A 12,491-nucleotide genomic window follows, 5' to 3' on the forward strand; every position below is an offset into this window, starting at 1 on the left:
CCAGCCGACCCCTGGAGCACCGTGACTGAGTTCGGCCGCTACCTCCGCACCGAGACCGTGGGCGGGTTCATCCTGCTCGCGGCCACCGCGATTGCGCTCGTGGCCGCGAACGGGCCGTGGTCCGACGTCTACTTCACCGTCCGCGACACCGAGGTCGGCCCGCACTTCCTCCACCTGAACCTCACTGTGGGTGACTGGGCCAAGGACGGGTTGCTCGCGCTGTTCTTCTTCGTCGCCGGGCTGGAACTGAAGCGCGAGCTGGTGGTCGGCGAGCTGTCGCGGATCAAGAACGCGCTGCTGCCCGTGATCGCGGCGATCGGCGGCATGGTCGTGCCCGCGCTGGTCGCCGTCGGGGTCGCGTGGGGCGACGAGCGCATGGCGCAGGCGTGGGCGATCCCCGTCGCCACCGACATCGCGTTCGCGCTCGGGGTGCTGGCGCTGACCGCGTCCGGGCTGCCGAGCAGCGCGCGGCTGTTCCTGCTGAGCCTCGCGGTGGTCGACGACCTCGGCGCGATCCTGGTGATCGCGATCGTGTTCACCGGCTCGTTCGACCTCCTCGCCGCGGTCGCCGCGGTGGCACTGCTCGTCCTGTACTGGTTCCTGCAGCGCATGCGCGTCCGCACGGCGTGGGTGTACGTGCCGGTCGCCGTCGCCACGTGGATCGCCGTGCACTCGTGCGGGGTGCACGCGACGATCGCCGGTGTCGCGCTGGCCCTGTTGACCCGCGTGCGCACCGACCCGGACGAGGACGAGTCGCCGTGCCTGCGGCTGGAGCACCGGCTGCAGCCGTGGTCGGCGGGACTGGCGGTGCCGGTGTTCGCGCTGTTCGCCGCGGGCATCCCGGTCAGCGGGGACGTGCTCGGCAGCCTGTTCACCGACCGGGTCGCGCTGGCCGTCATCGTCGGGCTCGTGGTCGGCAAGCTCGTCGGCATCGTCGGGTTCTCGCTGCTCGCCGTGCGGCTCCGCGTCGCGCGGCTGCCGTCCGAGCTGGGCAAACGTGACCTCGTCGCGGTCGCGATGCTCGGCGGGGTCGGGTTCACCGTGAGCCTGTTGATCGCCGACCTGGCGCTCGACGGACCCGACATGGAGCTGGCGAAGGGCGCGGTCCTGGTCGCGTCGATGGCGGCGTCACTGCTCGCCGCGGTGCTGCTGGTGCGGAGAAGCAGGGCTCATTCGGCGGGTTGACCCCGCCCGGCCAGCTTCTTTGATCCGGTCATGGCACGATGACGCGGTGACCAGAGCGCACGAGAACAGCCACGGAAACGGGGCGGGGCTGCCGAGGGTCCCGTCGATCCCGCTCTCGGACGACGCGACGGCGCCGGGAGACCAGTCGATCGGCGGCCTGGTCAAGGACGCCACGACCCACCTGTCGACGCTGATCAGAGGCGAGCTCGAGCTGGCGAGGGCGGAGGTCGGCCGCGAGGTCAAGAAGGGCCTCACCGGCAGCGTCTTCTTCATCGTCGCCCTCGTGCTGCTGCTGCTCTTCATCCCGTTCGGGCTGGTCGCGCTGTCGCTGGGGCTCAACGACATCTTCGACTGGGAGAACCACCCCTGGCTGGGCTTCCTGATCGTCTTCGCCGTCGCGCTGCTCGGCGCCGGGCTGCTGGTGTGGCTCGGGATCCGGAAGTTCAAGCGGATCCGCGCGCCACAGCGGACCATCGACTCCGCCAAGGACACCATCGCCGCGCTGCGCAGCCGGGGTGACGACGAGCGCGGCGAGCTCGAACCCAGCCGTCCTTGAACAGCACGGGCACCATCGTGCGTCCCGACCCGTCGACTGTGCGCCTCGACGGGCCGTGGGTGCACCGCGACGTGCACGCGAACGGCATCCGCCTGCACGTGGCCGAGGCGGGTGAGGGTCCGCTCGTGTTGCTGCTGCACGGGTTCACCGGTTTCTGGTGGTCGTGGCGCCACCAGCTGGGTGCGCTCGCGGACGCCGGCTACCGCACGGCCGCGGTCGACCTCCGCGGCTACGGCGACTCCGACAAGCCGCCCCGCGGCTACGACGGCTGGACCCTCGCGGGCGACGTCGGCGGCCTGATCAAGGCGCTGGGCGAACCACGCGCGCACCTGGTCGGGCACGCGTGGGGCGGCATGCTCGCGTGGACCGTCGCCGCGCTGCACCCCCGGCTGGTCCGGTCGGTCTCGTCGATCGCGTCCGCGCACCCGATGGCGTTGCGCAGGGAGATGCGCAGGACCCTGTTGCACCGCAAGGCCACCAACCAGGCCCGCGCGCTCGGCCACGTGTTCCGCGCGCAGGTGCCGATCGCGCCGGAACGCTGGCTGACCCGCGACAACGCGGCGACGGTCGAGGAGCTGATGCGGCGCTGGTCGGGTCCACAGTGGACCGAGACGCCGGACTTCGCGGCCGCCGTCGGCAGGCACCGCTCGGCGATGATGGTGCGCGGCGTGGCACACAGCGCGCTCGAGTACTACCGCTGGGCGGGCCGCTCACAGCTGCGCGGCGAAGGCCGCCGGTTCGCGGAAGCCATGCAGCGCAAGGTGACCGTGCCCGTCCTGCAGCTCGCCGGCGCGGACGACCCGTGCGTGCTGCCGCGCACGCTGGCGGAGTCGTCGGCGTGGGCGACCCGGCCGGTGCGGACGACGACGCTCGACGGCGTCGGCCACTTCCCGCAGCAGGAGGCGCCCGCGGCGACGAACCGCGCCCTCGTCGAGTTCCTGGCGGGCTAGGCGGCGCAGTTGCCCGTGCCGACCGCGCGGGACAGGCCCGGGGCCGCGTCGACCTCGTCCGCCACCTCACCGGCGGTGAGGGCGAATCCGGTCTCGGACCGGTCCGTGGCCGCACCGAAGATCACGCCGATCACCCGGCCCTGCGTGTCGACCAGCGGGCCACCCGAGTTGCCGCTCTGCACCAGCGCGCGCAGCGTGAACACCTCGCGCTGCACCTGCTTCGCGTCGTAGATGTCCGGGCCGTTCAGCGTGATCTGGTCGCGGACGCGGGCGGGCGCCGCGCGGTACGGGCCGTCGAGCGGGTAGCCGAGCACGATCCCGTCCTGGCCGGACACCGCGGGCTTGCCCGCGAACGGCAGCACCGGCGCGGTCAGGCCGGGGACGGCCAGGACGGCGACGTCGGTCTCCGGGTCGTACAGCACGACCCGCGCGTCCAGCTGGCCGTCGTCGGTCTCCACGAGGACCTCGGACGTGCCCGCGACGACGTGCGCGTTGGTCATCATCCGCTCCGGCGCGATCACGAACCCGGTGCCCTCCAGCGCCCGCGAGCACGACGGTGCGCGGGCGTGGATCTTCAGGACGCTGGGCCGCACGTTCTGCACGACCGCGCTGTTCTGCAGCGCCGGGTCGGGAGGGTCGACCTCGCGGTTGGGGGTCCGGTCGAACGGGTCGACCACCTCGGGGAAGCCGGAGACGTCGAGCAGCCGCCGCAGCTCGTCCGGCAGGTCCTGCGCGGCCTGCGGCATGACCTTGTCGACGCCGCCGAGCACGGTCGAGTTGCGGATCGCGGACGCGAGGTCCGGCAGCCCGCCCACGGTGACCAGCGGCAACGCGATCAGCCACGCCACCACGAACACCACGGCGCCCTGCACGATCGCGCCGAGGGCGTTGTCGACGCCCGCCAGCTTCGGCGACTTGATCCGCTCGCGCAGGCTGCGGCCCAGCCACACGCCGAGCGTCTCCCCGAGCGCCACCAGCAGCACGAAGATCGCCACGGCGAACGCGACCCTGGTCGGCGTCGACTCGATGTACTTCACCACGAGCGGCGCGATCTTGATGCCCGCGATCGCGCCGAGCAGCACGCCGATGAACGCGGGCAGCGCGGTGATCACGCCCTGCCGCGCGCCCGAGATCGCCGCCAGGATGGCCAGCAAGATCACGACCAGGTCGACCCAGTTCACCCGTTCATACCTCCCCGACGGCTTGCCTCACTGAACGCCAAGCGGCGTCAAGGTCGCGTATGTCGGATCCGTCCCACGGCTTCTCCCAGCCGCCGAGCTGGATCAGCAACGTCATCAACGCGGCGGTGAAACCCCACACCAGCATCCCCGGCAGCGCGAACGCGGGTCCGGTGAACCCGGACGGGTGCCTGCACATGAACCGGTTCGCCGGGTCCGCCAGGTCGGCGATCGGCGCCCGCGCGACCGCCGCGCTCTCCGCCGGGTCGACCGCCCAGACCCGGCTCGGCTTCTCCCAGTGCGCGACCACGGGCGTCACGTGGAACCCGGACACGGGGATGTGCAGCTGCGGCAGCAGCGCCACCGGCCGCACGCCGGACGGGTCCAGTCCGGTCTCCTCGACGGCCTCGCGCAGCGCGGTCTCGACCGGGCCGTCGTCCTCCGGCTCGCTCGACCCGCCGGGGAACGCGACCTGGCCGGAGTGCGCGCCGCCGCGGTCGGCCCGCAGCTGCAGCAGCACGTCCGGCCCGCGGGTCTCGTGCTCGCCGAACAGGATCAGCACGGCGGCGTCGCGGGCGTCCTCCGTCGGCGGCGAGATGCGGCGGAACATCTCCGGGTCGAGCTCGCCGCTGGCCTCGACGACCGGGCGCAGCCATGCGGGAGTGGTCGCCGGGTCGACCAGCGGTCCGTGGTCAGCCATGCGCCACTGCCTGTTTGACCTGGTCGACCGATTCGAACACCCGGGGGTTCTCGATCAACGTGACCGTGCCGTCCTCGACCAGGTACGAGGCGGGCAGGCCGACCGGGTGCAGCTTCTGCTTGGTGCGGCCGTCCTCGTCGAGCAGGCTCGGCAGCTTCACGTTCAGGGCGGTGAGCAGTTCGAGCGCGTCACCGGGCCGGGACTCGACACCGAGCGTGACGACCGGGATGGCGCCCGGCTCCTTCGCGTACGCGTCGAGCACCGGCAGCTCGGTCTTGCACGGCTGGCACCAGGTGGCCCACATGTTCACCAGCACCGGCCCGTCGAGCGCGGTCGCCACGTCGAGCGTGCTGCCGTCCGCGAGGCACTCGGCGGTGATCCCGCGCAGGTCAGCGGGGCCTGCCGCGCCTTCAGGGCACGCGGGTAACGCGGCCTTGGCCCGTGCCTGCGCCAGGTCGGGCGCTGCCTGCGTGGCGTCCCGCGGCGGCGCCGGTTCCGGTGCGGAGCGCGGCCAGATCGCGATCACGCCGGCGACCATCAGGATCACCGCCGCGATCGACCAGCGCACGCCGTTGCCCATGGCTACGCGCGCCCCGGTTTGTACCCGTTGCGGACGCGTTCGGCCAGGTCGACGAGGTGCGGCGCCTCCGGCCCCTTGACCAGCTTGACCGCCTCCTCGAACTCCGTCGGGCCGGTGCCGAACGACGGGCAGTCCTTGGCGAGCACGCAGGCGCCGCACGCGGGCTTGCGGGCGTGGCACACGCGGCGGCCGTGGAAGATCACCCAGTGGGACAGCATCGTCCAGTCCTTCTTGGGGATCAGCGCGCCGATCTCGTGCTCGACCTTGACCGGGTCCTCCTCCTTGGTCCACTCCCAGCGGCGGACCAGCCGGCCGAAATGCGTGTCGACGGTGATGCCGGGGATGCCGAACGCGTTGCCGAGGATGACGTTGGCGGTCTTGCGACCGACCCCCGGCAGTGTGACCAGGTCGTCCAGCTTGTTCGGCACCTCGCCGTCGAAGCGTTCCACCAGCGCGGCGCCGAGGCCGATCAGCGAGGTCGTCTTGTTCCGGTAGAAGCCGGTCGGCCGGATCAGCTCCTCCATCTCCAGCCGGTCGGCGCCCGCGTAGTCGGCGGCGGTCCGGTATCGCTTGAACAGGGCGGGCGTGGTCAGGTTGACCCGCGCGTCGGTGCTCTGCGCGGACAGGATCGTGGCGACGGTCAGCTCGAGCGGGTTGGTGAAGTCCAGCTCGCAGTGCGCGTCGGGGAAGGCCTCGGCCAGCACCCGGGTCATGCGCCGGGCACGGCGGACCAGCGCGGTGGGCGGCGGGGTTTTGGCGGTCGCGGCACGGGGTAGCTGTCGAGTGGCGGGCGGCACCCCGCTAGCCTACGGGCCGCCGCACAACCACATCCGTGCCATGGACGTCCATCAAGTGAGGGACACGCCGGACCCGGTCCGCGTCGCCCGACCCGAACTGAGCGAGGATCAACACACTATGGCTGTCTGGTTCGTGTTCGCCGTCCCGATCGTCGTGATGTTCTTCGCTCTGTTCATGGAGCGGGTGGAGGCGCGGCTGCGGCATGTCGCCGTACAGGAGGACGAGGTCGAGGCGTTCCTGGACAACCCGAGGCCGGAAGAGGTCCGCGCCCTGTACGGCCACGGCATCGGCCGCGCGCTGGAGCTGTTCCGGCTCCGCCGCAAAGGCAAGCTGAGCGCGCGCGCCAAGAAGGTCATGAACGCGCCGACCGTGCGCATCTCGCGGGCCGACCTCCCCAGGAAACTCGGCTGACGACATACCAGTGGTACGCCCTCCGAGGTGATCCACCGCACACGCTCTACACTTCCCAGAGGTGATCAGGGCGCCGTTGCCGCTGTTCACTGCACGAGTCTGATTGGGAGGGACGCGAGGTGGACGAGACCCTTGCCAGGGCCGGCATCTTCCAGGGTGTCGAACCGGCTGCCGCGGAAGCGCTCGCTCAGACGCTGGAGACCGTGGAGTTTCCGCGTGGGCACGTGATCTTCGCGGAGGGCGAGCCCGGTGACCGTCTGTACATCATCCAGTCGGGCAAGGTGAAGCTCGGCCGCAAGTCACCGGACGGCCGCGAGAACCTCCTGGGCATCATGGGCCCCGCCGACATGTTCGGCGAGCTGTCCATCTTCGACCCGGGCCCCCGAACCTCGACGGCGACGACCGTCACCGAGGTCGTCGCGCGCACCATGGACCGTCCCGCGCTGCGGCAGTGGATCGCCACGCGCCCGGAGATCGCGGAGCAGCTCCTGCGTGTGATAGCCCGCCGCCTGCGCCGCACGAACGGCATGCTGGCGGACCTCATCTTCACGGACGTGCCCGGCCGCGTGGCCAAGGCGCTGCTGCAGTTCGCGCAGCGTTTCGGCAGCCAGGAGGCGGGTCTGCTGCGCGTCATGCACGACCTCACGCAGGAGGAGATCGCCCAGTACGTCGGCGCCTCCCGCGAGACGGTCAACAAGGCGCTCGCCGACTTCGCCCACCGCGGCTGGCTGCGCCTCGAAGGCAAGAGCGTGCTGATCCTCGACCCGGAACGCCTGGCCCGCCGCGCGAGGTAAGCAACGCCCGACAAGGCCCGCACCACTCCCCCCGGTGCCGGGCCTTCCGGCATGCCCACCCCACCCCGCAAGCCCGAGCCCTGCCGCGAGTCCCCCGTTCAGCCCCCGCGAGTCTCCCGTTCGCGACACCCGAGTCTCCCGTTCAGGACTCGCGAGTCTCCCGTTCGCGACTCGCGAGTCTCCCGTTCAGGACCCGCGAGTCCCCCGTTCACGACCTGCGAGTCCCAGGTTGGCGACTCCACGAACATCCCGATCAGGACCGCGCGAGTCTCCCCAACAGGACGGGGCTTTCCGCGCGCGGCCCCAAGGTGGCGGTTCATGCACGCGCCCGGCGGTCCCGACCACGGCGGCGTCGATCCCCGCACCCAACCGCCTCGGGCCCCTCACCGCGCCGTCCCCTTGATCACCAGGGGCGGCCTCCGGCCCCCGGTCACCACGCTACGGCACACCACCGACAGGAACAGCCACGCTGTGGACAACCTGTGGACAACCGCCCGACCTGTGGACAACTCCCCCGCGCACGCCCCGCGAAACCCGGCCGCTGTCACCCCTCGCCGGTAGGCTGGAAAACGGGGGCCGGAGGCCAAACCCCCAGCTCAGCGCGACCCGCAGACAGCAAAGGAGCCGGGCGCCGCCCCCGACGCGGCGCACCGGCTCCTCGCTGTGCGTGAACCATCCCCCGACGGCCCACGCTCCCCGCCCTCCGAACCATTAGGCCCCGACCCATGTCTGCCGGAGGGAGCTTGTTGAGTTGAACGCCTCACCGCGGCGAATCGTTACCGCCCGCGGCAGGAAACCTCGTCACATAGTGAGGACTGACTGGACTACCCGCGCGTTGTGCGGTTTCCACCGGTCGTTACCCAACCGTGACATTCAAAATCGATTGGTACGTACGTACCAATTTTGGCATACTGGTACGTGTGTCCCACTCCGCCGGCCTCGCCGACTTCCGCGCCGCACTGACCACGCCGGGTGCGCGTGGCCCCGTACTCACATCTCTGCTGGCCAGGATGCCGATCGCCATGGTCGGCCTCTCCCTGCTCCTGTACGTGCAGCGCGAGTCCGGCTCGTTCGCGGTCGCCGGGTTCGTCTCCGCCGGATCGCTGATCGGCGTCGCGATCGGCGCGGTCGCGCAGGGCCGGATCATGGACCGCCTCGGCCCGACCCGTCCGTTGCTGGTGGCGGCGGCGCTGTTCGTGGTCACCGTCACGGCCGTCATCGTGGCCGTCGAGTCCGGCCAGACCGGCGCGCCGCTGGTCGCCATGGGCTGGCTCATCGGCCTCACCGAGCCCATGGTCGGCTCGGCGTCCCGCGCGCTGTGGACACACCTCGTACCGGCGGGCCCGGTCCGGCACGCCGCGTTCGCCTACGAGGCCATCAGCCTCGAGGTCTTCTTCATCCTCGGCCCCGCGCTCGCCGGCATCCTGGTGGCGGCGCCGTGGTCGGGCACGGGCCTCGTCTTCAGCGCGGCCTGCATGGTCGTCGGCGGGGTCGGCTTCGCGCTCACGACCGCGGTCCGGTCCGTGCGGCCCGCGCCGAGCAGCGGCGGGCACCTCCTCGGCGCGCTCGCCACCCCCGGCATGCGCACGGTCGCGCTGGCCGCGCTCGGGTTCGGCGTGACCGTCGGGTTCGTCGAGGTCGCCATCCCCGCCGCCGCGACGAACGCCGGGCACGCACCGCTCGGCGGCGTCATGCTGGCCGCGTGGTCGCTGACCTCGGTGGTCTTCGGCGTCTACTACGCGGCGCGCCCCTGGCCGAAGCGGATGGGGCTGCGGCTGCCGTTCCTCCTGGGCATGTTCGCCCTCTTCGTGATACCGCTGGCGACCACGTCGAACCTGCTCTGGCTGGCCCTGTTGTCGCTGGTCGCGGGCATGTGGATCACCCCGCAGTCCACGACGCACTCGACCGCGATCGAACTGGTCGCGCCGACGGGCACGGCGACCGAGGCGTTCGGCTGGATCGTCACGTCGGTGACACTCGGCCTCGCGGCGGGCCAGTCGACCAGCGGCTACCTGGTCGAGCACGTGGGTGTCTGGTCGGCGTTCCTCGCGGCGGGCTTCGCAGGCCTGGTGGTCGCCGGGCTGGTCTTCGCGCGGCGGCACACGGTCGTCGAGCAGCACGCTCCGGCACCCGAACTGGTCACCGTGAGCTGACGCGCCGTTTTTGTCGGTGGTCGGGTCTACCTTGTTCGCCATGGACCTGACCGTCACCACCACAGAGCTGGCCGGCGCCGCATCCGCGCTGGTCAAGCTGGTTCCCGGCAAGCTGATCGACCCGGTGCTGTCCGGGCTGCTGCTCACCGCGACGGCCGAGGGCGTCACGCTCGCGGCCAACGACCGTGAGCGTGCGGCCCGCGTGCGCCGGGACGCGGTCGTGCACACCGAGGGCCGGGTCCTGGTGCCGGCGAAACCGCTCGCGGACACGTTACGTGCGCTGGAGCAGGAGCAGGTCCGGCTCGTCGTGGAGGGCTCGAAGCTGGCGATCCGAGCCCCCGGCGCCCGCTACGCCCTGCCGCTGCTGGACGCGGACATCCACCCGGGCGTCGGCGAGGAACCGGCGGTGGCAGGCGAGGTGGACGGCGCTCTGTTCGCGTCGGCGCTGGCCACGACGGTCCTGGCCGCGTCGCGGGACGACGCGTTACCCATGTTCACCGGCGTCCGCATCCGTTCCGAGGACGACCGGCTGATCATGGTCGCGACCGACCGCTACCAGATGGCGCTCGCGTCGCTGCCGTGGCGCGGGCAGGGCAAGGTGGACGCGCTGGTACCGGCGAGCCTGCTGGGTGAACTGGCGCGCCAGCTCCCGGCGGGCGAGGTCACGGTGTACGCCGACCGCGACCGCTTCGGCCTTGGCTGGCACGGTGCGCTGACGACGACCGCGGTGCTCGACGGCTCGTTCCTGCACGAGTCGAAGATCCACCTGTCGGACGTGGACACGGTGCTCACCACCGACGCCGACGCCCTCGCCGGCGCGGTCCGCCGCGTGGGCCTGTACACCGACGCCCGCGGCGTCCTGGTCCTGGAGGTGGGCGAGGGCGAACTCCGCCTGCGCGGCGCGGACGCGACAGCCGGTGAGGCGGAGGAGGCGGTGAAGGCCACTGTCGACGGCGGCCGCACCGGGCAGGCCTACCAGTCCCGTTTCCTCACCGACGCGCTCCGCTGTTTCGCGGGTCAGCGGGTCCGCATGGAGATCCAGCCGGGCATGCGCGCGACCGTCTTCTCCGCCGTGGAGCCGACGGAACCGACCGTTCGTTACGTGGTGATGCCTATGTTGCCGCCGAGATAACCGAATCCCGCCGGCCGTCAGGCGGTCAGCGGGCCTCGCCCGTGGTGCGGAGGTAGTCGAGCTGCGCGCGGACCGACCACTCGGCCGGTCCCCACAGGGACTCGTCCACGTCGCGGTACACGTGTTCCACGATCCGGCGTGCGGTGGCGTCCGTGCCGAGGTCGCGCAGTGCCGCGCGCACCTGGTCAAGCCGTTCTTCGCGGTGGGCGAGGTACTCGCGCGCGGTCGCGGCGATGTCCGGTAGCTCCGGTCCGTGGCCGGGCAGCGCGATCGTGCCGCCCGGGACCGCGGTCAGGCGGCGGAGCGTGCCCAGGTACGCGCCCAGGTCGGAGATGACGGTGGTCCCGCGGCCGAGCACGGAGTCACCGGTGAGCACGGCGCCGTCGACGGCGAGGCACACCGAGTCATCGGTGTGGCCGGGGGTGTGCAGCACGCGGATCGACAGGCCGGCCGCCTCGACGACCTCGTCGTCGGTCAGCGCGGGTCCGTCGGCGCACAGGTCCGGGTCGAACGCGCGGATCGGCGCACCGACGCGGCGTGCGAGCCAGGGTGCGCCCTGCACATGGTCCGGGTGGTGGTGCGTGATCAGGATCAGCGCGACCTCGCCCGCCGCCGCGGCGACGCGGGTGAGGTGCGGCTCGTCCTCGTAACCGGGGTCGACGACGACGCACGCCGCCGAGCCGGGGCCGCGGAGGAGCCAGGTGTTGGTGCCTTCGAGCGTCATCGTGCCCGGGTTGTCCTCGAGCATGACCGACGCGGTGTCGGTGACCTTCCGCAGCTCGCCGTACGCGGGGTGGCCGCTCATCGACCGATCCGGTCGTCGGGCCGCGCGTCGAGGTGCGCGGGCGACTCGTCGTAGAGCGGGTCGCCGGGCAGGACGATGCGCAGGGTGTCGCCGTCGCGCGCGACCTTGGGCATGAGCATGGTGATCTCCCGCTCGACGGCCATGGCGTCGGCGACGGTCGCGCATTCCTCGAGCTCGGCGAGCGTGGTCCAGGTCGGCGGCAGGAGCCCGGCACGCCCGGCTTTCCAGTCGTCGAGCGCGTCGCCGGGTCGCTGCCAGCGGGTGTCCTGGGCTTCGGAGGTGTCGCCGTCCGCGCGCTGGCCCTCGGGCAGGCGCGCGAGGAAGAACCGCGTGTCGAACCGGCGCGCCTCCTGTTCGGGCGTGAGCCAGTTCGCCCACGGTCGCAGCAGGTCGGCCCGCAACACCAGCCCGGCCTCGGCGAGGAACCCGGCGAGCGACAGCTCCCGGTTGACGAGCTGCTCCCGAGCGGCGGCGAAGGGCCGCACGTCAACGACGACGCTGTCCCCGTCCGGCCCGGCAAGAAGCACGCCGGACTCCTCGAAGGTCTCGCGCACGGCGGCGCACACGAGTGCCCGGGCGAGCGCGACGTCGCAGAAGAACTGCTCGGCCCACCACTCGGGCGCGGGCCCGTGCCAGGCGATCGTGGTGTCGGCGTCCCGCGAGTCGACTCCACCACCAGGGAAAACGGTCATCCCACCGGCGAACGCCATGCCGCGCACCCGCCGCTGCAGGAACACCTCGAGCCCGCCGGCGGTGTCGCGGACGAGCATGACGGTGGCCGCGTCCTTGGGCGTGACCGGCGGATCAGGCACCTCCGGCGGTACGAACCCGGACGGCAGGGTCAACTCCTTCGGCAGATCACGCACAGGGGGAGCCTACTTCGGCGACAGGGCCCGAGAACCCCACGATGAGGCGCAGCCCACGGCACGACCCGCGGCCTCCGGCCCCCCGAAATCCAGCGTACCGGCCACCACCGACAGAAACCGGCCGCCGCCGCGGCACCTGTGGACAACTCCCGCACCTCGACGGAACCTGCCCCCGCGAGTCTTCCGTTCGCGACCGGCGAGTCTCCCGTCCACGGCCCGTGAGTCTCCCGTTGGGGACCCGCGAGTCCCCCGTTCGCAACCCGCGAGTCCCGCGTTCAGACCCCGCGAGTCTCCCGTTCGGACGGCCTGAGTTGCCGGTTCGCCTCGCGCATCGCCGGACGAAGCGCCAACTCGGCGGTCCCGAACGGGAGATTCACGGGTCT

General features: G+C 71.9%; 13 protein-coding genes. 7 read left to right on the forward strand and 6 right to left on the reverse strand.

Features of this window, described 5'->3' with window-relative positions; all coding sequences use genetic code 11:
- Positions 1-21: 21 nt before the first annotated feature.
- Genes nhaA through ACYQ77_RS34650 form a run of 3 tightly spaced genes read left to right on the forward strand, consistent with a single transcriptional unit; the run spans position 22 to position 2,691 of the window.
- Positions 22-1,185 (forward strand): Na+/H+ antiporter NhaA, encoded by a 1,164-nt coding sequence (gene nhaA, locus ACYQ77_RS34640; protein WP_459719128.1) that lies wholly within the window; start codon positions 22-24, stop codon positions 1,183-1,185.
- 46 nt (positions 1,186-1,231) lie between these two features.
- Complete coding sequence (locus tag ACYQ77_RS34645) at positions 1,232-1,741, forward strand: phage holin family protein (RefSeq protein ID WP_459719131.1); 510 nt, start codon at positions 1,232-1,234, stop codon at positions 1,739-1,741.
- Positions 1,738-2,691, forward strand: a complete 954-nt coding sequence (locus tag ACYQ77_RS34650) for an alpha/beta fold hydrolase (RefSeq protein ID WP_459719134.1) — start codon at positions 1,738-1,740, stop codon at positions 2,689-2,691. The genes ACYQ77_RS34645 and ACYQ77_RS34650 overlap by 4 nt, the downstream gene beginning before the upstream one ends.
- Here ACYQ77_RS34650 and ACYQ77_RS34655 read toward each other — a convergent pair.
- The 4 genes from ACYQ77_RS34655 to nth are packed head-to-tail and all read right to left on the reverse strand — an operon-like array spanning position 2,688 to position 5,862.
- Complete coding sequence (locus ACYQ77_RS34655; RefSeq protein WP_459719137.1) at positions 2,688-3,872, reverse strand: MarP family serine protease; 1,185 nt, start codon at positions 3,870-3,872, stop codon at positions 2,688-2,690. The two genes, ACYQ77_RS34650 and ACYQ77_RS34655, sit on opposite strands and share 4 nt — an antisense overlap.
- 4 nt (positions 3,873-3,876) lie before the next feature.
- Entirely contained in the window at positions 3,877-4,569 is a 693-nt protein-coding gene (locus ACYQ77_RS34660) for an NUDIX hydrolase (protein ID WP_459719139.1), read from the reverse strand.
- Positions 4,562-5,149, reverse strand: coding sequence for a TlpA family protein disulfide reductase (locus ACYQ77_RS34665; protein ID WP_459719142.1), 588 nt, complete (start codon positions 5,147-5,149; stop codon positions 4,562-4,564). Before ACYQ77_RS34665 ends, ACYQ77_RS34660 begins: the two co-directional genes overlap by 8 nt.
- A gap of 2 nt (positions 5,150-5,151) precedes the next feature.
- Positions 5,152-5,862 (reverse strand): endonuclease III, encoded by a 711-nt coding sequence (nth, locus tag ACYQ77_RS34670; protein WP_459719144.1) that lies wholly within the window; start codon positions 5,860-5,862, stop codon positions 5,152-5,154.
- 202 nt (positions 5,863-6,064) lie between these two features.
- Between nth and ACYQ77_RS34675 the strand changes: the two genes are divergently transcribed.
- The 4 genes from ACYQ77_RS34675 to dnaN all read left to right on the forward strand — a co-directional run bounded on the left by ACYQ77_RS34675 (position 6,065) and on the right by dnaN (position 10,437).
- Positions 6,065-6,358: a hypothetical protein gene (locus ACYQ77_RS34675; protein WP_459719147.1), complete on the forward strand. Its 294-nt coding sequence runs from the start codon at positions 6,065-6,067 to the stop codon at positions 6,356-6,358.
- A 119-nt stretch (positions 6,359-6,477) separates the two neighbouring features.
- Entirely contained in the window at positions 6,478-7,152 is a 675-nt protein-coding gene (locus ACYQ77_RS34680; RefSeq protein WP_184811270.1) for a Crp/Fnr family transcriptional regulator, read from the forward strand.
- A gap of 920 nt (positions 7,153-8,072) precedes the next feature.
- A complete protein-coding gene (locus ACYQ77_RS34685) occupies positions 8,073-9,305 on the forward strand; it encodes an MFS transporter (protein WP_459719150.1) in 1,233 nt (410 codons plus the stop codon).
- A gap of 40 nt (positions 9,306-9,345) precedes the next feature.
- Positions 9,346-10,437 (forward strand): DNA polymerase III subunit beta, encoded by a 1,092-nt coding sequence (gene dnaN, locus ACYQ77_RS34690; RefSeq protein ID WP_459719152.1) that lies wholly within the window; start codon positions 9,346-9,348, stop codon positions 10,435-10,437.
- A 25-nt stretch (positions 10,438-10,462) separates the two neighbouring features.
- Here the strand turns inward: dnaN and ACYQ77_RS34695 are convergent, their stop codons facing one another.
- Together ACYQ77_RS34695 and ACYQ77_RS34700 are read right to left on the reverse strand one after the other, a co-directional pair.
- Complete coding sequence (locus ACYQ77_RS34695; RefSeq protein ID WP_459719153.1) at positions 10,463-11,242, reverse strand: MBL fold metallo-hydrolase; 780 nt, start codon at positions 11,240-11,242, stop codon at positions 10,463-10,465.
- On the reverse strand, positions 11,239-12,099 hold the full coding sequence (locus ACYQ77_RS34700) for an NUDIX hydrolase (protein ID WP_459719428.1): 861 nt from the start codon (positions 12,097-12,099) through the stop codon (positions 11,239-11,241). The genes ACYQ77_RS34695 and ACYQ77_RS34700 overlap by 4 nt, the downstream gene beginning before the upstream one ends.
- Positions 12,100-12,491: the final 392 nt, after the last annotated feature.

The sequence above is a fragment of the Actinophytocola sp. KF-1 genome (genome assembly GCF_054661535.1).

What these genes read in the sequence shown, in the direction of transcription:
- ACYQ77_RS34695 (WP_459719153.1), bottom strand. Translation starts at nt 11,242, where the DNA reads ATGAGCGGCCACCCCGCGTACGGCGAGCTGCGGAAGGTCACCGACACC.
- ACYQ77_RS34665 (WP_459719142.1), bottom strand. Translation starts at nt 5,149, where the DNA reads ATGGGCAACGGCGTGCGCTGGTCGATCGCGGCGGTGATCCTGATGGTC.
- nth (WP_459719144.1), bottom strand. Translation starts at nt 5,862, where the DNA reads ATGACCCGGGTGCTGGCCGAGGCCTTCCCCGACGCGCACTGCGAGCTG.
- ACYQ77_RS34675 (WP_459719147.1), top strand. Translation starts at nt 6,065, where the DNA reads ATGGCTGTCTGGTTCGTGTTCGCCGTCCCGATCGTCGTGATGTTCTTC.
- dnaN (WP_459719152.1), top strand. Translation starts at nt 9,346, where the DNA reads ATGGACCTGACCGTCACCACCACAGAGCTGGCCGGCGCCGCATCCGCG.
- ACYQ77_RS34660 (WP_459719139.1), bottom strand. Translation starts at nt 4,569, where the DNA reads ATGGCTGACCACGGACCGCTGGTCGACCCGGCGACCACTCCCGCATGG.